16 protein-coding genes are annotated in these 20,256 nt (G+C 69.7%); 4 read left to right on the top strand and 12 right to left on the bottom strand.

The features are described 5' to 3' along the window. Window positions 1-229: 229 nt before the first annotated feature. The gene (gene uvrA / locus GCG21_RS08090; protein WP_152818897.1) at window positions 230-3,205 is read right to left on the bottom strand and encodes an excinuclease ABC subunit UvrA; all 2,976 of its coding nucleotides are present in this window, start codon (window positions 3,203-3,205) and stop codon (window positions 230-232) included. A gap of 174 nt (window positions 3,206-3,379) precedes the next feature. Here uvrA and GCG21_RS08085 point away from each other — a divergent pair, with 174 nt between their 5' ends. Beyond that, window positions 3,380-3,661, top strand: a complete 282-nt coding sequence (locus GCG21_RS08085; RefSeq protein ID WP_152818895.1) for a YciI family protein — start codon at window positions 3,380-3,382, stop codon at window positions 3,659-3,661. A gap of 153 nt (window positions 3,662-3,814) precedes the next feature. Here the strand turns inward: GCG21_RS08085 and GCG21_RS08080 are convergent, their stop codons facing one another. The 10 genes from GCG21_RS08080 to GCG21_RS08035 form a co-directional block, all read right to left on the bottom strand. Continuing rightward, on the bottom strand, window positions 3,815-6,478 hold the full coding sequence (locus tag GCG21_RS08080; RefSeq protein WP_152818894.1) for an HNH endonuclease signature motif containing protein: 2,664 nt from the start codon (window positions 6,476-6,478) through the stop codon (window positions 3,815-3,817). Between the two features lie 170 nt (window positions 6,479-6,648). Beyond that, a complete protein-coding gene (locus GCG21_RS08075; protein ID WP_152818892.1) occupies window positions 6,649-7,638 on the bottom strand; it encodes a TerC family protein in 990 nt (329 codons plus the stop codon). A gap of 153 nt (window positions 7,639-7,791) precedes the next feature. Beyond that, on the bottom strand, window positions 7,792-8,553 hold the full coding sequence (mtnN, locus tag GCG21_RS08070; RefSeq protein ID WP_152818890.1) for a 5'-methylthioadenosine/S-adenosylhomocysteine nucleosidase: 762 nt from the start codon (window positions 8,551-8,553) through the stop codon (window positions 7,792-7,794). After that, window positions 8,546-9,007 (bottom strand): S-ribosylhomocysteine lyase, encoded by a 462-nt coding sequence (locus GCG21_RS08065; protein ID WP_152818888.1) that lies wholly within the window; start codon window positions 9,005-9,007, stop codon window positions 8,546-8,548. Before GCG21_RS08065 ends, mtnN begins: the two co-directional genes overlap by 8 nt. A 51-nt stretch (window positions 9,008-9,058) precedes the next feature. Next, a complete protein-coding gene (locus tag GCG21_RS08060) occupies window positions 9,059-10,411 on the bottom strand; it encodes an FAD-binding oxidoreductase (RefSeq protein WP_152818886.1) in 1,353 nt (450 codons plus the stop codon). A 180-nt stretch (window positions 10,412-10,591) separates the two neighbouring features. After that, the gene (locus tag GCG21_RS08055; RefSeq protein WP_152818884.1) at window positions 10,592-11,476 is read right to left on the bottom strand and encodes a carbohydrate ABC transporter permease; all 885 of its coding nucleotides are present in this window, start codon (window positions 11,474-11,476) and stop codon (window positions 10,592-10,594) included. Continuing rightward, the gene (locus tag GCG21_RS08050; protein WP_370517399.1) at window positions 11,473-12,468 is read right to left on the bottom strand and encodes a carbohydrate ABC transporter permease; all 996 of its coding nucleotides are present in this window, start codon (window positions 12,466-12,468) and stop codon (window positions 11,473-11,475) included. Before GCG21_RS08050 ends, GCG21_RS08055 begins: the two co-directional genes overlap by 4 nt. Before the next feature lie 39 nt (window positions 12,469-12,507). Continuing rightward, window positions 12,508-13,935, bottom strand: a complete 1,428-nt coding sequence (gene ngcE, locus GCG21_RS08045) for an N-acetylglucosamine/diacetylchitobiose ABC transporter substrate-binding protein (RefSeq protein WP_152818882.1) — start codon at window positions 13,933-13,935, stop codon at window positions 12,508-12,510. A 68-nt stretch (window positions 13,936-14,003) separates the two neighbouring features. After that, window positions 14,004-14,759 (bottom strand): sugar isomerase domain-containing protein, encoded by a 756-nt coding sequence (locus GCG21_RS08040; RefSeq protein ID WP_370517398.1) that lies wholly within the window; start codon window positions 14,757-14,759, stop codon window positions 14,004-14,006. Continuing rightward, window positions 14,756-15,676: a MurR/RpiR family transcriptional regulator gene (locus GCG21_RS08035; RefSeq protein WP_370517397.1), complete on the bottom strand. Its 921-nt coding sequence runs from the start codon at window positions 15,674-15,676 to the stop codon at window positions 14,756-14,758. The genes GCG21_RS08040 and GCG21_RS08035 overlap by 4 nt, the downstream gene beginning before the upstream one ends. Before the next feature lie 120 nt (window positions 15,677-15,796). Here GCG21_RS08035 and GCG21_RS08030 point away from each other — a divergent pair, with 120 nt between their 5' ends. Together GCG21_RS08030 and GCG21_RS08025 are read left to right on the top strand one after the other, a co-directional pair. Beyond that, window positions 15,797-16,786, top strand: a complete 990-nt coding sequence (locus tag GCG21_RS08030; protein WP_152818878.1) for an N-acetylglucosamine kinase — start codon at window positions 15,797-15,799, stop codon at window positions 16,784-16,786. A 79-nt stretch (window positions 16,787-16,865) separates the two neighbouring features. Continuing rightward, complete coding sequence (locus GCG21_RS08025; protein ID WP_152818876.1) at window positions 16,866-17,303, top strand: hypothetical protein; 438 nt, start codon at window positions 16,866-16,868, stop codon at window positions 17,301-17,303. Window positions 17,304-17,327: 24 nt separating this feature from the next. Here the strand turns inward: GCG21_RS08025 and uvrB are convergent, their stop codons facing one another. After that, window positions 17,328-19,418, bottom strand: coding sequence for an excinuclease ABC subunit UvrB (gene uvrB / locus GCG21_RS08020; protein WP_152818874.1), 2,091 nt, complete (start codon window positions 19,416-19,418; stop codon window positions 17,328-17,330). A gap of 84 nt (window positions 19,419-19,502) precedes the next feature. Here uvrB and GCG21_RS08015 point away from each other — a divergent pair, with 84 nt between their 5' ends. After that, the gene (locus GCG21_RS08015) at window positions 19,503-20,174 is read left to right on the top strand and encodes an alpha/beta hydrolase (RefSeq protein ID WP_152818872.1); all 672 of its coding nucleotides are present in this window, start codon (window positions 19,503-19,505) and stop codon (window positions 20,172-20,174) included. The last annotated feature ends 82 nt before the right edge of the window (window positions 20,175-20,256 follow it).

The raw sequence follows: 20,256 nt of genomic DNA, 5'->3' as shown, positions 1-20,256 counted from the left end.
GCGCTCGTCGGCGGGGTCAATCCGGACCACAATGTGACACGAAGCGGTCCGAGCGCTGAACGAATATCCGAATTCGAGGCACTGACCGACCTGCCCGGGCATCCGCTGACCCCGAATATCCTGGCTAGCCCGACCCGACCGGTCGAACGGTAGATCGTGCACCGAAATCCGCCCGGGGCGGTGCCAGAAGCACCATTCGGTAGGCGAAGTCAGGCCGGAAGGTCCGCCGTCAGGCGGTGGCGGCCTTGACCTTCGCCGCCTTCGCCTTCACGGCCGCCGCGGACTTGCGCGCGGAGCGCGCCTTCGGGCGGGCGAGGGCCGCGACCGGGGTGACGGGCTTGAGCTCGGGTGAGGAGCCGGCGTCCAGAATCTCGGCGATGAAACGGCCGGTGTGACTCGCGGGCACGGCGGCCACCTGCTCGGGCGTGCCCTGGGCGACCACCGTGCCGCCGCCGTCGCCGCCCTCGGGCCCCATGTCGATGAGCCAGTCGGCGCTCTTGATCACGTCGAGGTTGTGCTCGATCACGATCACGGTGTTGCCCTTGTCGACGAGCCCCTCGAGCACGTGCATGAGCTTGCGCACGTCCTCGAAGTGGAGCCCCGTGGTGGGCTCGTCGAGCACGTACACGGTGCGCCCGCTCGAGCGCTTCTGCAGCTCGGAGGCGAGCTTGACCCGCTGGGCCTCCCCGCCGGAGAGGGTCGGGGCGCTCTGCCCGAGCCGCACGTACCCGAGGCCGACGTCCACGAGGGTGGTGAGGTGGCGGGCGATCGCCGGCACCGCCGCGAAGAACTCGGCCGCCTCGGCGATCGGCATGTGGAGCACGTCGGCCACGGACTTGCCCTTGAAGTGCACCTCGAGGGTCTCCCGGTTGTAGCGCGCGCCGTCGCAGACCTCGCACGGCACGTACACGTCGGGCAGGAAGTTCATCTCGATCTTCAGGGTGCCGTCGCCGGAGCAGGCCTCGCACCGGCCGCCCTTGACGTTGAAGGAGAATCGGCCCGGCGTGTAGCCGCGCACCTTCGCCTCCTCGGTCTCGGCGAAGAGCCGGCGCACGTGGTCCCACACCCCGGTGTAGGTGGCCGGGTTCGAGCGGGGGGTGCGCCCGATCGGGCTCTGGTCGACGTGCACGACCTTGTCGAGGTTGTCGATCCCCGTGACCCGCTTGTGCCGCCCGGGCACGAGCCGGGCGCCGTTCAGCTCGTTCGCGAGCACCTGGTAGAGCACCGTGTTCACCAGGGTCGACTTGCCCGAGCCGGACACGCCGGTCACCCCGATGAAGCAGCCGATCGGGAACTTCACCGTGATGCCGCGAAGGTTGTTCTCCCGCGCCCCCTCGACCGTGATCCACCGGTCGGGATCGGGCCGGCGACGCGCGTCGGGCAGCTCGATCCGCCGGCGGCCGGCGAGGTAGGCGCCCGTGAGCGACTCGGTGTTCGCGAGCAGGCCGGCGACGTCGCCCGAGTGCACGATGTGTCCGCCGAGCTCACCGGCACCGGGCCCGATGTCGACGATGTGGTCGGCGGTGCGGATCGTGTCCTCGTCGTGCTCGACCACGATGAGCGTGTTGCCGAGGTCCCGCAGCCGCGTCAGCGTGTCGATGAGGCGGCGGTTGTCGCGCTGGTGCAGCCCGATCGAGGGCTCGTCGAGCACGTAGAGCACGCCCACGAGCCCGGACCCGATCTGGGTGGCGAGTCGGATCCGCTGCGCCTCGCCACCGGAGAGCGTGGCGGCCGCCCGGGCGAGGGTGAGGTAGTCGAGGCCGACGTCGAGGAGGAACCCGAGGCGGGCGTGGATCTCCTTGAGCACCTGGGCCGCGATCGCCGCCTCCCGCTCCCCCAGGGTCAGCTCGTCGAGGAAGACCTTGGCCGAGCGGATCGGCAGGTGCGTGAGCTCGGCGATCGACTTGCCGCCGACGGTCACGGCAAGCACCTCCGGCTTGAGCCGCGTGCCCCGGCACACGGGGCACGGCACCTCGCGCATGTACCCCTCGTACTTCTCCCGCGACCACTCGGATTCGGTCTCGCCGTGGCGGCGCTGGAGGAAGTCGATCGCGCCCTCGAACCCGGTGGAGTACTGACGCTCGCGCCCCCACCGGTTCTTGTAGCGCACGTGCACCTTGTGATCCTTGCCGTAGAGCACGGAGTCCTTCGCGCGCTGCGGCAGGGCGCGCCACGGGGTGGTCATGGAGAAGCCCAGGTCGTCGGCGAGGGCCGTGAGTACCCGCTCGAAGTATTGACTATTCGTGGACGCCCACGGCGCGACCGCGCCCTCCGCGAGGCTCAGGTCCTCGTCCGGAACCACGAGCTCCGGGTCGACCTCGAGCCTGGTGCCGATGCCCGTGCACTCGGGGCAGGCGCCGTAGGGGGCGTTGAAGGAGAACGTGCGCGGCTCGATCTCGTCGAGCGCGAGCGGGTGCTCGTTCGGGCACGCCCGCTTCTCGGAGAAGCGCCGTTGCCGGCCCTCGTCGCCGGGGTCGAGGTCGACCAGGTCGATGATCACGAGGCCCTCGGCGATGCCGAGCGCGGTCTCCACCGAGTCCGTGAGCCGGCGCCGGATGTTCTCCCGCACGACGAGCCGGTCGACCACCACGCTGATCGTGTGCTTGATGTTCTTCTCGAGTACCGGCGGCTCGGCGAGGGAGATCGTCTCACCGTCCACCTGCGCGCGGGAGTAGCCGCGGGTCTGCAGGTCACGGAACAGGTCGGCGTACTCGCCCTTGCGGCCCCGCACCATCGGCGCGAGCACCTGGAACCTCGTGCCCTCGGGCAATTCGCGCAGCTGGTCCACGATCTGCTGCGGCGTCTGCGCGGTGACCCGTTCCCCGCACACCGGGCAGTGCTGCGTGCCGGCGCGGGAGTAGAGCAACCGCAGGTAGTCGTACACCTCGGTGATCGTGCCCACCGTCGAGCGGGGGTTCCGGTTCGTCGACTTCTGGTCGATCGACACCGCGGGCGAGAGCCCCTCGATGAAGTCGACGTCCGGCTTGTCCATCTGCCCGAGGAACTGGCGCGCGTACGCGCTGAGAGATTCGACGTAGCGGCGTTGCCCCTCCGCGAAGATCGTGTCGAACGCCAGCGACGACTTACCCGAACCGGACAGGCCCGTGAAGACGATGAGCCGGTCCCGGGGAAGCTCGATGCTGACGTTCTGGAGGTTGTGTTCACGCGCGCCGCGAACCACGAGGGAGTCACTCACGGCGTCCATGGTAGACGCCCGAACGCGGCTCGTACAGCCGTTCGAACCTCGTGTGCCTGCTTGCGGCGGTCACCGCACCGGCCGCGCCCCGGGTCGCGAGGACGGGAGTAGCATCCGGATCGTCATCGGTGGGGCGGTCCGCCCCGCCCTCCACGCAACGCTTTCGAATGGACGACGCAGCTCATGTTCGTAGTCACGTACACCTATGACCCGGTCACCGCCGAGACGGCCGACCGGGTGCGCCCCGACCACCGCGCGTTCCTCGCCGCCCTCGCGGCCACCGGTGAGCTCGTGGCCTCGGGGCCGTGGCTCGACGGAGAGGCGGGAGCGCTCATCCTTCTGCGCGCCGACTCCCGCCAGGCGGTGCTCGACCTCCTCGAGGCCGATCCGTTCCGTGCGGCCGGCGTGATCGCCGAGCGCACGGTGCGGGAGTGGAACCCGGTCATCGGGGTCTTCGCCGAGTAGCCACTCCGGCCGCGGCGCCGTCGAAGCAGCGTGAGGCCCGAGACACCGTGAGGCGCCCTTCAGCGCCGCTTTCGACGACCGAACGGCCCACTCTCTCTCGTGGCTGCGGCCCCACCGCGGAGGCGGTTCACGCCAGGCTGGGTCGGCGCAGGGTCACAGTCCGGAGGGCGGCGACGGGGGCCGATCGGCGAGGATGGCCTCGAGGTCGGCCTCAGTCGGCTCGACGTCACTGTCGGCATTGCCGTATTCGTAGTCGAGGGCGTCCATGAAGGCCTCGTCGAGATCGTCACGGCGAGCCCGCGAGTCCGGTCCTGCCGCAGTGTTCGGGTGACCCCGGTGAGCTTCGAGATCCGTGTGAGCGGCGGGGTTCTGGCGTGCGCCGAGCGCCGTGTCGGCCTCGAGTCCCGGGACCTCCTCGAGTCCCGGGAGAGTCTCGTGGCCCGGAAGAGTCCGATGATCCGGGCGAGCCGGGCGAGCCGGGCGAGCCGGGCGATCCAAGTCCGGCTCGCGGCCGGAAACGGCGCCGAGCCCCTGGAGGTCCGGGAGCACCTCGAGGCCCTGGGATGCGCCGGGCCCCTGGAGGCCCTGGAGCGCACGGAGGTCACGGCGGTGCCAGGCCTGGTCGGTGACCTCGGTCGTGCCGGTCGGGGTGCGCAGGAACCGTAGGCCCATGGGACCGGCCCAGTAGTAGGTTCCGGGTCCGAGCATGACGTACGACCAGGAGCCGCGTCCCTGCGGCTGCCCGGGATGATTATGCGTCTTCCAGCGATGGTGCCGGCGACACAGGCTCGCGAGGTTGCAGGTGCAGGTGGGCCCGCCGGCCGGGTCGCCCTGGGCATCGGTCTTCCAGGGGTCGATGTGGTCGGCATCGCAGGCCCGCGCCGGGCGGGCGCACTTGGGGAACACGCAGGTTCGATCGCGCAGGTGGAGATGGTCCTTGATCACGTCTCCGGCGGCATAGCCGGCGACTTCGTGTTCGGTTTCGAGGTCGATGACCGGACGCACGAATATCTGCGGCCCCCACGACCCACCAGACCCGCGCGGCCCACCGGACCCCCACGGCCCACCGGACCCGCGCGGCCTATCAGAGCCCCGTGGTCCGTCAACGGGCGCGCTGTCGGGCATGGCCGCGTCGTGGGGCGCGGTGAACATGGCCGCGACCTCGGCGGCGGTGATCACGAGCCCGGGCGGGATCCCCGGCCCCTCAATGCGCACGGGTTCACGGGCCAACCGCCCCGCGACATAGGCCGGACCGGTGGCGTGCTCGGGACAGGCCGTTCCTGCCGCGCCCGCGCAGGAGCCATCGACAGACGCGCCGCCGGCGGGCAGGCCGCCGTGATGGTGATCGGGATGATCAGGGGATAGGCCGCCGGGCCGGCGATCGGGACAGGCCGCGCCGGCTACGTGTTCGGGATCGGCCGTGCGCGGCGGATCAGAGCACGATCCACCGGCGGATAGGCCACCGTGATGACGATCGGGATGATCAGGGGATGGGCCGTCGGGATGACGATCGGGTGGTCGGCTTCCAGAATGAGGATCGGGTTGGTCGGGTGGCCTGCCGTCGGGCCAGAACGCGGAGGCGTTCATGTGCAGGTACATGACGACCTTCGCCCGCGGCACACCCCGACCCGACCACGCGGGCCCGCACGACACACCACCGCCCGCAGCCGTCGCAGGGGCCTCGTCGGTCGGGTCCGCCGCAGCTCCGGCCACCGCCGCTTCGCCCACCGCCGCTCCGGCGGCGGGGCCCACGGCTGTACTCCCGGCGGGGCCCGCGGCTGTACTCACGGACGGGCCGTCGAACTGGCCTGCGGCTTCATCGGGAGTCAGATCGACTGCAGCGGCCGCAGCCATACCCACAGCACCGCCGATGCCGACTGTGCCGCCCGTGCTGTTCGTGCTGTTCGTGCAGTCCGGGGCCCCCGCCCCCGGCGCCTGTGCCTGCCGGGCTTGCTGCGCCTGCTGGGTCTGCTGGGCGTGCTGGGCCTGCTGGGCCTGCTGGGCCTGCTGGGCCTGCTGGCCTGATTGTCCGTTGGTGAGGTCGAAGCCGTCTTGCCGGGCCGGTGCGGGGTGGTGGGTGGCGGCGATGATGCCCTCGAACGTGAGGGAGCGTCGGGTATCGAGGACCTCACCGGATCCGGCGGCCTTGAGTTGCGCGGCTCCGAAGGCCAGGCTCTGTTCCAGATCGAGGGCCGCGAAGGTGGACACGATCGCGTCGATGCGGCCGGTGCCGTCGGTGCCGATGTGGACATCGGCCCGGCGCGGATCGGCCTGCGCCCGCTGCAGGTCGGCGTACTGGTCGGGCATGTGGTTGATCATCGCCTCCCGCACGAGCCCCTTGATGGCGTATCGGCCCCGGATCGCCCCGGCGGCAGCGACCTGGACATCGACGAACCCGGCCGCCTCCACAGTCAAACCGAGGGTCTGTTCGGCCACGAGCCGGGCCGTGTGCGCCCGGGTGCGCCCATCGAGGACCCGCCCGTACAGCAGTGGCAGGCGTTCGGCGACCTCGAGGGCTTCGAGGAGCATCGCCTGGGCGGCGTCGGTGGAGAAGCCGGTCACGGCCGCGAACCAGTTCGCCGCCGAATCACAATACGAGACCCCCAGGGCCAGATCGGTGTGACACGACCACGCCCCGCACTCTTCGGTGACCGGGCTGCGTTGGGCGATCTCGATCGCCAGGAAGAACAGATCGGCCTCCGCGCCCGCCTGGACCTTGCGCACCTGACGGACCCGGTCCAGTACCGCGTCCTCGGACGCGATCGAGGCGATCTCCGCTCGCCTCGCTCGCATCTGCCGGGCCGCCTTCGTGCTCATGAAACAACCCTAGAACCGAGCACCGACATCCACCCCGGACAGCTGGACGACGGCCCGGAACCCGCGGGAACCCGGGGAACCCGGGGAACCCACGGAACCTCGAGGCCACCGTGAGACCTCGGGGAGGCGGCCGGCAGTAGGTCGGGCACGCCGGCGGGGAAGGCGAGGGGTCAGACCGTCGGGTGCTCGATCGTCTTGGACTTGCCGACCGTGAGCGAGAGCACCGTGGTGACCGCGAGGATCCCGAGAATGAGCACGAGCGAGAGCGTCGTCGGAATCTCCGGGACGCCGAGCACCGGCTCGCCGCCGTTGATGAACGGCAGCTCGTTCGTGTGCAGCGCGTGGATCACGAGCTTGGCGCCGATGAGGGCGAGGATCGCGGCGAGCCCGTAATTGAGGTAGACGAGCTTGTCGAGCAGGCCGTCGATGAGGAAGAACAACTGGCGCAGGCCGAGGAGCGAGAACGCGTTCGCGGCGAAGATGAGGAATACGTGGTCGGTCAGGCCGAAGATCGCGGGAATCGAATCGACCGCGAAGAGCACGTCCGCCGAGCCGATCGCGATCATCACGATGAGCATGGGGGTGATGTACAGCTTGCCCTCGATGCGGTGGAACATCCGGTCCTGCACGTAGTTCGGCGTGGTCGGGAAGATCCGCCGGGTCCAGCGCAGAATCGCGTTCTCGTGGTATTCACCCTCGGTGCTCGAGGTGCGCACCTGCGAGTACGCCGTCCACAGCAGGAACGCCCCGAAGATGTAGAAGACGAACGACCACTGCTCGATGGCCGCGGCACCGATGAAGATGAACACGGTGCGCAGCGCGAGGGCGATAGCGATGCCGAGCAGCAGCACCTTCTGCTGATTCTCCCGCGGCACCTTGAAGCTCGCCATGATGAGCACGAACACGAACAGGTTGTCGACACTCAGCGACTTCTCGGTGATGTACCCGGCGAAGAACTGCTGCCCGTAGTCGTGGCCGCCCGTGATCCACACGATCACCCCGAACACGAGCGCGATCGCGATGTAGACGACCGACCACGTCGCGGCCTCCTTCATCGACGGCGCGTGCGGCGTGCGCACGTGCCCGACGAAGTCGACAGTGAGCATGACGAGGATGAGGCCGACCGTGGCGGCCCAGGCCCAGAGTGGCACGTCGAACATTCAAGCCTCCGGTGGATAGCGGGATTCACCGGAGGTCTCCCCCACCCTTCGGGGCCGATGGTGCCGAACCGGTCCGAGACCGATCGTGTTGACGACATCACCGCTTGCGGGGTACTCCCCTCCAACTGCGAGCAGGATACCCCATCGGTGGAATCACGCCCGCGGGCGCTCCCCCGCCCCGGCCCTCACGACACCGGCCGGCGGGTCGAGATGGTCGAGCAGGTCGAGGACGGCGGCGGCGGACCGGCTGCTCGCGAGCCCGAGGCCGTCGTGGAAGTCCTCGCCCGCGCGCGGGCTGCACAGGTCGGAGATGCCACGGACCGAGACGAAACGCTCGACGCCGAGCACGTGACAGGCCTGGGCGAGCGCGGCGGATTCCATGTCCACGGCCATCGCCTGCGGGATCCGGGTGCGGATCCGGGCGGCGAGCTCGGCGCCCACGAAGGACGAGCTCGTGACGATGAGGCCGCTGTGCGCGTGCGCGGCGGTCTCGCCCGGGGCCGGCGCGACACCGGACGGGTACTCGGGCGGCATGCCGGGGACCTGCCCGAACTCGTACCCGAACTCCCGGGCGTCGACGTCGGCGTAACGGTAGGACCGCCCGAGCACGACGTCGCCGACCGACACCGTCTCCGCGAGGCCGCCCGCCGAGCCGAGGCTGACGACGGTTCCCGGCCACGGCCCACTCCCCCGAGCGCCACGGCCGACATCCCGCAGCCACGCGGTGAGCGCGGTGGCCGCGTTGACGGCGCCGATCCCCGTGGTCAGGAGCGTGCCGTTGCGGCCGGCGACGGTGATCGGGGTGTGGGTCGCGCGCGCGGTGGGCCCGGCCTGCTCGGGGCCGACGGCGTCGCTCCGGTCGCGTACGGCGGTGGCCTCCTCGGTCATCGCCGCGAGCAGCAGGAACTCACTCACCGGCGAAGACCGTTCCCCACTCGTCACGGGCGGCGAGGAAGCGCGAGACCGCCGCCTGGGCCGCCTCGAGACTGTGGCTCGCGGCCCAGCCGCACTGCGCCTCGTTCGCGGCCGGCACCGCCGTGGCGGCCAGGATGTCGCGACACGCGCTCTCGAGAACGGGAGCGATCTCGTCGACCGTGCGGGCGCCGTCCATGAGCAGATAGAAGCCGGTCTGGCAGCCCATCGGCGAGATGTCGATGACGCCGCGGGTGTGGTCGCGCAGGAATCCGGCGAGCATGTGCTCGATCGAGTGCACGGCGGGCATCTCGAGGTGGTCGACGTTCGGCTGGCAGAAGCGCAGGTCGAACTTCGTGACGGCGCTGCCGCCCGTGAGCGTGAGCCGATCGGCCACGCGGATGTACGGCGCGGCGACCGCGGTGTGGTCGAGTCCGAACGATTCCGGTTGAGTCATGGTGTACCTCCTGGGCGCCACTGTATTGCGTCGCCGGCCCGGGCCCGGCCCTCAGTCGAAGGAATAGGCGAACCGGAACACCCGCTCCGGGTCCCACCGCTCCTTGATCGCGTCGAGGCGGGCGCGGGTCGGCGCGTCCCACGCCGCCCGGGCGCGCTGCGTGGCGTAGCCCTGGAAGTTGATGAGCGAGCCGCCCGTGGCCCAGGGCGCGAGCGCGGCGAGGACCGCGGCGCTGCCCGCGTCCACGGCGGGGCGCAGGGGCGGTGGATACGCGCCGACGACCGTGACGTTGTACGCCGCCTCCCGCCCACCGACGGCGGACGCCGCACCCTGCTCGCGGGCGAGCGCGCCGCCGAGGTGTCGCAGCTCGACCACGACGAGCGGGAGGTCGGCGCCCGGGCCGGCCGCCTCGAGGAGTGCGTCGATCGCGCCCGGGGGTAGGTCGCGCAGGGTCATGCCCTCGTCGCGGGCCGGCATCGGCTCGGTCGGATCCCGGTGCACCGAGGCGATGTCCACCGAGGGGTATTCGGCCACGAGATCGACGATCGGGGTCCCCGCGGCGAGCATCGGCGCGAGGAGCTCGGCGCCCCGGGCCGGATCGCCGACGTGGACGAACCGCAGGTGCACGCTCAGGCGGCCCCGCAGCGGCTCCGGCACGACCGGCACGTCGGGCAGGCGCAGGAGCGCGGCCGAGGCGGTGACCGAGTCGGGCAGGGACGGCGCCCAGTCGCCGAAGGCGTGGAGGATCCGTTCCGCCTGCTCGCCCGGGAAGTACACGCCGCCGCCGTAGTAGGTCGGAGCGGTCACGAGGTCGAACTCGAGTTCGGTCACGATGCCGACGTCCGGTTTGCCACCGCGCATCGCCCAGAAGAGGTCGGGTTCGCGCTCCGCGTCGATCTCCAGCTCGCGGCCGCCGGCGTCGATCATCCGCAGCCGGCGCACGCCGTCGGAGTTGAAGCCGAAGGTCCGCCCCATCGGGCCCGTGCCGCCGCCGAGGGTGTAGCCGACCACTCCGACGGCCGGCGTCGAGCCGCACAGGCCCATGAGGCCGTGGGCGGCCGCGACGGGGAGCAGGTCCTGCCAACGGGCTCCGGCGCCGACCCGGGCGGTGCGGTGCGCGGGATCCACCTCGACGCCGCGGAGCCGGTCGGTGAGCACGAGCAGGCCGCCGTCCATCGGCTCCCCCTTGCCATGGCCGGTGGCCTGCGCGCGCACCCGGAGGCCGTGCTCGGCCCCGAAGTCGATCGCGGCACGGATGTCGGCGGCGTCGGCCACCCGGACCACGACCTCCGGTCGGTGCTCGGCCGCCGGGTTGAACCCGGAGTGCGCGGATGCGTACCGGGGGTCCTCCCCCGTGAGCACGTCGCCTCGAACGTGTGAGCGTAAGCCGGATAGTGCAGTCATCCGCCGTCCTTCCACCGCCCCTCAGCGTAATTCCGCGGCGGGGCCCGCGTACAGCCCCACTTCGCCCGCGATGCCTCAGGTACCTCGCCGACGACGACGGCCCGCCCCGGCGGATGCCGGGACGGGCCGTATCGATCGAACTCGCCGCCGCCGACGAGGCTCGACGGTGATGTCAGCCGCCTACTTGCTCGACCCCTGGGAGACCGATCCCTGCAGCTGACGCTGGAAGAAGATGTAGAACACGAGCACGGGAACGACCACGATGACGAAGGCCGCGAACATCGAGCCGAAGTCCACCGCGTAGCCGGCGCTCACTGCGTAGCGGGCGATCGACTGGGTGAGCACGTAGTTCTCCTGCTTCGTGTTGAGCGCGACGGGCAGCAGGTACTGGTTCCACAGGCCGAGGAAGTTCATGATCGTCACCGCGGCGATGCCGGGCTTCGCCATGGGCGCCATGACCTGGAAGAACGTGCGCCACTTCCCGGCACCGTCGATCTGGGCCGCCTCGCTGATCTCGGTGGGCAGCCCCTGGAAGAACGCGTAGAGGAAGAACACCGTGAACGGCAGGGCGAACGCCACGTAGGTGAGCGCGAGGCCCGGGAGGGTGTTGAGCAGGTACATGTTCTGGAGCACGAAGAACAGCGGCACCACGGCGAGGAAGATCGGGAAGGTGAGCCCGGCGAGCATCGCGTAGTAGATGAGCCGGCTTCCGAAGAACCGGAAGCGCGCGAGCACGTAGGCACACATCGCCCCGAGCAGCATCACCGCGATGAGCGCGGTGCCGACCACGAAGATCGTGTTGAGGAACGAGCGCCCCATCCCCTCGGAGACCCACACCGTGTAGTAGTTGGAGAAGTGCCACTTCTCCGGCAGGCCGAACGGCGAGGACAGCACCTCGGTCTTGCCCTTGAAGGACTGCAGGAGCACCCAGAGCATCGGGGCGATCACGATGATCGACCAGACGATGAGCACGCCGTGCGAGATGGTGGCTACGGCGCGGTCGCCCTTGCCCGTGATCGCTCCGTCGTGCGTGCGGGCGTGTGCGGAATCGGTCTGGCTGGTCATCGCTTCGCCTTCCTGTTGCCGCCTCCGGTGAGGTAGTTGACCGAGAACACCAGCGCCGCGAACAGCAGCGTGATGACGGCCAGGAACACGCCGATGGCACTCGCGTACCCGAACTTGAAGTCGTTGAACGCCACCCGGTAGAGGTACTGGGTGATCACGAGGGTGCTGTATTCGGGCCCGCCCGTGGAGTTGAGCACGCTCATGTAGGCGAAGGCGTCGAGGGCGAAGATCCCGAGGTAGATCCAGGCCGTCTGCACGTTCTCGCGGATGAGCGGGATCGTGATCGAGATCGCGGTGCGGAACCGGCCGGCGCCGTCGAGCCGGGCGGCCTCGTACGTCTCCGCCGGCACGTCCTTGATCGCGGCGATGAACAGCAGCATGTAGAAGCCGATGAGGCCCCACATGATGATGAAGATCGACACGGGCATCGCCGCGGCCTTGTCCCCGAGCCAGGCGAACCCGGCGAAGCCGTCGAAGCCGAGCTCGACCAGCAGACTGTTGACCAAGCCGCCGTTCGGCAGCAGCACGAGGGCCCACAGCAGGCCGATGGCCACGCCCGGAATGGTGTAGGGGAAGAAGGAGACGACCCGGTAGAAGCTCGACCCCTTGAGCCCGCGGATCTGCCCCTTCGAGGCGCCGCCGACGGTGATGAGCGTGGCGAACGTCAGGGCGATGATGAGGATGAGGGTCGGCACGACCGCCAGGAGCAGCACGCTGTTCCCCAGGGCCTTCATGAACAGGTCGTCGTTCAGCAGGCGCTCGAAGTTGTCCAACCCGATGAAGTTCATGGAGGCCGTGAGGCCGTTCCAGTCGGTCAGCGAGTAGTAGGCCGCCTGGATGAACGGCCAGATCACCAGGAAGACGAACACCGCGAGCGGCACGCCCAGGAACACGAGGAAGAACGAGATACTGTCAAAACTGAAGTCGCGGCGGCTCCGCCGCCGAGGCACGACTGGTGCCTCGGCAGCGGAGGTGCGGATGTTGTCAGTCACAACACTCCGATCGATCGGTCAGGAAGATGCGGGAACACGTCAGGAGATCTTGACCTTGTCGATCGCGTCGTCCTCACGGATCTTGTCGGTCAGGCCCTGCAGGTCGGAGGTGAGCTCCTCCACCGACTTGTCCCCGCTGAGGAACGAGTTCCAGTAGACGAGCTGGTCGGGGTTCATTCCGTACAGGTTGATGAACTTGATCGTGAACGTGTTCTCGCCCGCCGCGTCGAGCATGTCGCTCTGGGAGACGAGCGCGGTCGAACCGAAGCCGTCCTCCGGAACCGTGCCGAGCACGACGGTGGGGGCCAGCTTCTCCTTCGCGAAGTTGGTGGCCGCCTCCTTCGAGAGCATCGTCCGAAGGACCTCCTTGCCACCGGCGACGTTGTCGGCCTGCGAGGGAACGCAGAACGGCTCGCCGGCCTCGGCGCGGAGACCGTCGGTCGTGAGCTTCGCGTCCTTGGACAGGCTGAGGTCCGGCACGCCCTTCATCTTGAAGTCCGGCGCGGTGGCGTCCTTCATCTCGTTCTCGATCCATGAGCCCGAGGGGTAGAGGATCGCCTCCTGGTCCTGCGACCACTGCGCCTGCGCAGCCGTGAACTGGGTGCCGGCCCCACCGGGGATGAAGTAGCCCTTGTCCACGGCCTCCTTGATCTTCTCGAAGACGCCCTGGATCTCCGGCTTGGACCAGCAGCCCTCCTCGAGGTTCTCCAGGGCGAGACGCACGTCGTCGCCGCCCTCCTTGACAGCCGAGTCGATCGCGAGCGTCTGGTAGTAGGTCGCGGCCTCCTTGCCCCACGTGAACAGGTACTTGCCCTGCTCCTTGGCCTTGGCGCCGAGGTCGAGGGCGTCGTCCCACGTGACGGGGGCGTCCCAGCCGTTCTCCTCGAACAGCGAGGAGGAGTACCAGACGCCGTAGACGGTGAGCACGTAGTTGAGCGCGACGAACTTGCCGTCGAACGTGCCCGGGTTCCGCACCCCGGGGAAGAGGGAGTCCTTGATCGGGCTGCCCTCGAGGTTGTTGGCCTCGAGCACGTCGTCGAGGGTCTCGAGCCGCGAGCGGATGTCGTTCCACCCGATCTGGTCGGCACCCGAGTTGTCGATGAGGTCGGGCACGTCGCCGGAGACGAAGCGGGGCTGGAGCTCCTGGGCGACCTTCTGGGTCGGCTTCACCTCGGTGGTGGTGCCGAGGTTCTTGTCGACGATGCCGCCGGCGAAGGACACGTAGTCGGTGCCGTAGCCGCCGTCGAAGATCACGGCCTCGATCGAGCTACCCTCTTCGACGCCGAAGGGGTTCTTCGTGGGGTCGTTCTCGGAGTCGCCACCATCAGTGGTGGCGTCGTCGGTCGGTTCCTCCGAGCCGCCGCCACTGCTGGCACAGGAGGCAAGGGCGACCCCAAACGGCAGCGCGACAGCGGTCGCGGCGGCGCCGCGCAGAATGCTGCGGCGAGAAAGGCTCTTGTCGTTCATGGTTCTAACTGATCCTTCACAGGTTGGTGATGAGGGTGAGCCGGGTCGGGCTCGCGGTGTTGTGAGGCTCAGGCACTCCGGCGAATCCGGTCGCCGTAGCGCTCCTCCAATGCATGATTGTGTTCGTCACCTCCAGGGCGATTGGCAGAGATGTATATGGGCGGCGTGTGGCCGTCGGCGACCATGCGCTCGGCGGCGCTGATGGTCAGGATCTGGGCGATGTAGGCAGCGGTGAGGGAGGAGACCGCCCCGACCCCGATGCCGTCGCCGACGCTCAGGGTCGCGTCGCCGAAGGGGGCGAGGTTGTCGATCACCACGTCGGCGATCTCGCTCAGCCGCTTCCCGCTCGGGTGCTTGGGGGTGACCGCGTTCGTGTGCTGCAGGCTGGTCACCGCGATGAGCTTGTGGCCGCGCTCCTTGATCGCGAGCGCGAGCCCGACGATCGAGCCGTTGACCCCGGAGTTCGAGGCGATGAGGAAGACGTCCTCGGGGTGGAAGTCGTACAGGCCCACGAGGTCGTCGACGATCTGCGGGTCGCGCTCCAGCTCCCCGCCGCTGAGGATGGCCTCGTCGCGTCCACCGCGCAGCACGAGGTCGCGCAGCGCGATCTTGTTCGTGGGGATGAACCCGCCGGCCCGGCCGGCGATCTCCATCGCGAACGCCTCGGAGTGTCCCGTGCCGAACGCCTGCAGCACCCCGCCCGAGGCGAGGCTCTCGGTGGTCAGGGCGATGGCCTCGTCCAGGCCGCCCGCGGCGATCGTGCGCCCGAGCTCCTCGAGCCGGCCGATCACCTCGGCGTGGAACGCTTGTTGAATCTGAGTCACTGAACCCTCCGGGACGTGCGCGAACGCGCCATGTGGCGTCGAGCGACCACGGCCATGGCCGAGTCGGTCAACTTGGTCAAACTGTCCTCGTAGTCGACACCGGCCACGAGCAGGTAGAGCAGATCGAGCACGAAGAGCTGCGCGTGCTTGGCGGACAGGTCCGCCGGGTGCAGGTACTTCGAGGGCACGGCCGCGACGAGGGTGAGGTCGGCGACGTCGGACAGCGGCGTCGAGGTGTTGTTCGAGACGGCGACCGTCAGCGCTCCCGCCTGGCTCGCGCACAGCAGCATGTCGATCGTCTCGCGGGTCTCCCCGCTGTGCGAGATGCCGAGGGCCACCGTGCCCGGCCCCTGGAGCGTCGCCGAGGCGAGACCCTCGTGCACGTCCCGCCAGGCGTGGGTGTTGACGCCGATCCGGTAGAGCCGGTCCTGCATCTCCTCGGCCATCGCCCCGGAGCCCCCGACACCGTAGAGGTCGACGTGCGAGGCCTGGGCGATCTGGGCGGCGACGCGGGCACAGGCCGACAGGTCGAGTAGTCCCGCCGTCGCCTTGAGGGACCGCACGTGCCCGTTGAGCAGCATGGTCATGACCTCCCGCGGCGAGTCGGACGGGCCGAACGCCCGCCCGATCTCGACCTGGGCGCCCTCGTCCGGCCGTCCGCTGTCGGCGGCGATGCCGACGCGGAACTGCACGTACCCGGGATAGCCGATCGCCCGGCAGAACCGGGTGATCGTCGCCGGCGACGTGCCCGCGTGCTCGGCGAGCTCGGTGATCGAGTACTCGAGCGCCGCGCGCGGATCGGCGAGCACGAGCTCGGCCACCTTGCGCATCGCGGTGGGCAGGGCCGGCATCGCGCTCTCGATACGCTCGGTCACGCGCATCCCGGCGTCACCGTTGGCGAATACTGAGCTCGACACGTGAACTCCCGTCATCCTCGACTGTCTGATCGTCTTCGACCTGGACGCTGTGTCCGTGGTCACGTCTGAAATATATTCTTATCTTCCCCACTTGTCAGCCCCCCGGAAGGAAAATTTTTCTTGAAGAGTCTGATTGCGCTCGATGCGGGCGGAACCTCGGTGCGCGCGGCCCTCCTCGCGGGTGATGGAACAGTGCGTTCGGTGGCGGTCGGTGGACGCGCGAATCCGGTGTCATCCGGCCGAAAAGTCGCCTTCGAGTCGGTGCTCGACACGGTCACCCGCGCGACGTCCGAACGCACCCTCATCGACGAAGGTCTCGATTCCATCACGATCTGCTCCGCCGGCGGTTCGGAGTTCCTCCGCGACGGTTGGCTTGCGAAAGAATTTCACCATGCGGGATTCACGATGCCCGTGCACCTGCGCTCCGACATCCTCGCGGCCTACTGCTCGGGGGCGGTGGAGCTCGACGGCTACGGCCTCGTCTCGGGCACGGGCGCCGCGGCCGTGCGCGTGCGTGCCGGGGAGATCGTCGCGGTCGCGGACGGGATGGGCTGGCTCCTCGGCGACGAGGGGTCCGGCTTCCAGATCGGACAGGCGGTCGCGCGGGCCGTCGTGGCCGACCTCGACCGGCGCGGGCCCGCCACCGCCCTCACCGCGGCGCTGACGGAACTCCTCGACATCGAGGTCGACCCGCGCCCCGGGCACGAGGGGCGGGTACGCACGCTGCTCAACCTGAGCGACGTACTCTTCGGCTGGTCACCCATCGAGCTGGCGCGCCTCACCCCGCTCGCCTTCGAGTTCCCGCACGACGAGGCGGCCCGCGAGATCGTGGCCGGCGCCCAGGAGCGCCTCGGCACGACCCTGACGGCCGTGCTCGATCCCCACTCCCCCGGGCCGGTCGTGCTCGGCGGCAGCGTGCTCACCCGGCAGCCGGCGATGTCCGCCCCGGTCGTCGAGGCGATGACCGCCGCGGGCTTCCCCGCCGACCTGCGCACAGTCGGCGACGGGCTCGTGGGCGCGGCCGTCGTGGCGCTGCGGGCGGCCGGCACGGACGTCGACGACGCCGTGCACCGTCGCCTCACCGAGGGCGTCGCCCGGTTCCGCCGGTAGCCGGGATCGTGGCGCCGCTACGAGAGACTGGAAACGTCGGGCAACCTGTGCCACGGATCGCCAAGCACACGGAGGACATATGGACAGGCATCGATGGACGCCGATCCTCGCCTGCGTACTCTTCGGCACACTCTTCGGCGTGCTCCTGGCCGTGATCATGCTCGGACGCCTTCCGCTCGTCTCGGATGCGGGAGTGATCATGCTGCTCGCCGGCGGGTTCGCCATCGCGGGGGTCGCGCTCCTGCCGCCACTCGCGCGCAGGCGAGGCGCGGGCGGCGGGCCGAACGCGTCCCAGTGGCCCTTCCTCGCCCTCGGCGTGGCCGCGTGGTGCGCCGCGCCCGTGTTGCAGCTCGTGTGGGCGGACGGTGACCTGATGTCGCAGGTCGGCAGCGGCGGGAGGGCCATCCCGACGTGGCCGCTCATCCTCCTCACGTGGGGCACAGCGGCGCTCATGCTCGTGGCGGGACTGCGGCAGCACGGGCGCGCCCGCCGCGAAGGCGCGGGCCACGGACGCTGAACCCGACTCCTCGGGCCACGTTCGTCAGGACGTGGCGGCACTCATCTGTCGCAGTTCCTTCTTCAGGTCGGAGATCTCGTCCCGCAGCCGGGCCGCCACCTCGAACTGCAGCTCGGCGGCCGCGGAGTGCATCTGGTCGGAGAGTTCCTGGATGAGCGCGGCGAGGTCGCCCGCCGCGGCCCCGGCGAGGTTCGCCCGCGCGGTCACCGCCCCGGCGGCGGCCCCCGAGCGGGACTCGACCGGCTTGCGATACCCACCGGCAAGGAGTTCCTTGGTGTCGATGTCCTCCCGGGCGAGCAGGTCGGTGATGTCCCCGATCCGCTTGCGCAGCGGCGTCGGGTCGATGCCGTGGGTGTGGTTGTAGTCCACCTGGATCTGCCGGCGGCGGTTCGTCTCGTCGATCGCGTGCCGCATCGAGTCGGTGACGACGTCGGCGTACATGTGCACCTGCCCGGAGACGTTCCGGGCGGCCCGGCCGATCGTCTGGATGAGGGAGGTGCCCGAGCGCAGGAATCCCTCCTTGTCGGCGTCGAGGATCGCCACGAGGGAGACCTCCGGCAGGTCGAGGCCCTCGCGCAGCAGGTTGATCCCCACGAGCACGTCGAAGACGCCGGACCGCAGCTCCCGCAGCAGTTCCACCCGGCGCAGGGTGTCCACCTCGGAGTGGAGGTACTGCACGCGCACCCCGCGCTCGATGAAGTAGTCGGTCAGGTCCTCGGCCATCTTCTTCGTCAGCGTGGTCACGAGCACCCGTTCGTCCCGGCTCGTGCGGTCGTGGATCTCGGCGAGCAGGTCGTCGATCTGGCCCTCCGTCGGCTTGACCACCACCTCCGGGTCCACGAGGCCGGTCGGGCGGATGATCTGCTGGACCACCCCGTCGGACTGGCTCAGCTCGTACGGCCCCGGGGTGGCCGAGAGGTAGACGGTCTGCCCGATCCGCTCCTGGAACTCCTCCCAGCGCAGCGGGCGGTTGTCCATGGCCGAGGGCAGCCGGAAGCCGTGATCCACGAGCGTGCGCTTGCGCGACATGTCCCCCTCGTACATCGCCCCGATCTGCGGCACGGTCACGTGCGACTCGTCGATGACGATGAGGAAGTCCTCGGGGAAGAAGTCGAGCAGGGTGTTGGGCGCCGAACCGGCCTCGCGCCCGTCGATGTGGCGGGAGTAGTTCTCGATGCCCGAGCAGCTCCCGACCTGGCGCATCATCTCGATGTCGTAGGTGGTGCGCATCCGCAGCCGCTGCGCCTCGAGGAGCTTGCCGGCCTGCTCGAATCGTTCGAGCTGCTCGGCGAGCTCGGTCTCGATCCCGGTGATCGCCCGTTCCATCCGCTCCGGCCCGGCCACGTAGTGCGTGGCCGGGAACAGGTACATCTCGCCCTCGGAGGCGAGCACGTCCCCCGTGATCGGATGGAGGGTCTGCAGCGACTCGATCTCGTCGCCGAACATCTCGATCCGGATCGCCAGCTCCTCGTACACGGGGATGATCTCGACCGTGTCGCCGCGAACGCGGAACGTGCCGCGGGTGAAGGCCATGTCGTTGCGGGTGTACTGCATCTGCACGAATCGGCGCAGCAGGTCGTCCCGGTCGAGCTGCTGCCCCACCCGCAGCCGCACCATCCGGTCGACGTACTCCTGCGGCGTTCCGAGGCCGTAGATGCACGAGACGGAGGCCACGACCACGGTGTCGCGCCGGGTGAGGAGGGAGTTCGTGGCCGAGTGCCGCAGCCGCTCCACCTCGTCGTTGATCGAGGAGTCCTTCTCGATATAGGTGTCCGAGGAGGGCACGTACGCCTCGGGCTGGTAGTAGTCGTAGTACGACACGAAGTACTCGACCGCGTTGTTCGGCAGCAGCTCGCGGAACTCGTTGGCGAGCTGCGCCGCGAGGGTCTTGTTCGGCGCCATGACGAGGGTGGGTCGCTGCACCTGCTCGATCAGCCACGCGGTGGTCGCGGACTTCCCGGTCCCCGTGGCGCCGAGGAGCACGATGTCCTTCTCGCCCGCGTTGATCCGTTCGGTCAGTTCGGCGATGGCGGTCGGCTGATCCCCGGAGGGCTCGTATTCGGCGACGACCTCGAACGGTGCGACGGTTCGCTGCAGATCGGTCACTGGGCGCATGGCACCAACCTACGCCGCGGCGCCGACAGACCTCCACCGTGTCCGCGTGAGTCCGCGTGAGTCCGCGTGCAGCAGACTGGTGCCATGGACCGACCCGAGATCCTCCCGATCGACGATTCCGCCACCGTGTGGACCACGTTCCGGCCCACGGGCCGGCCCCTGCTCGTGCTCATGCACGGTTACGGCGCGAACGAACGCGATCTCCTCCCGCTCGCGGCCCAGCTGCCGCCAGAATTCGCGGTCGCCGCCCTGCGTGCGCCGCTGCCCCTGGGCCGCGGTGGCCACGCCTGGTTCCCCATCACCGCCGATCCGGGCACGCCGACGCTCGCCGACGCCGACGCCGCCACCGCCGGCGTCCTCGCCTGGCTCGAGACCGTCCGCGCCGAGCACGCCCCCGGCCCGGTCGTGCTCCTCGGCTTCTCCCAGGGCGGCGCGATGGCCGCGCATCTCCTCCGACGCGCTCCCGCGGCGTTCGCGGCGGCCGTCGTGCTCTCGGGCTTCTCCGTTCCGGGGAGTGTGGACGGCGACACCCGCCTCGCGCAGTTGCGCCCGCCGTTGTTCTGGGGGTACGACCTGGACGATCCGATCGTGCCGGGGGCCGCCTTCGACCGCACCCGGGACTTCCTCTCCGAGCACGTGGACCTGCGCGAGCACCGGTACGCGGTGGGCCATTCGATCTCCGCGGCGGAACTCGACGACGTCGCCGAGTTCCTCGCCGGCGTGTTCGACGGGGTGGGACCCGTGATCGAACCGTGATCGAACCATGATCGAACCGGAGGACGGCCGAACGACGGGCGAGGCAGCGCGCCATCGTTCCCGGTCGGACTGATTCGACCAC

It is taken from the genome of Pseudactinotalea sp. HY160 (assembly GCF_009372055.1).
GTDB lineage: Bacteria > Actinomycetota > Actinomycetes > Actinomycetales > Beutenbergiaceae > HY158.
Note: the sequence above shows the minus strand (reverse complement) of the source record. Positions and strands in the feature narration are given on the sequence as shown.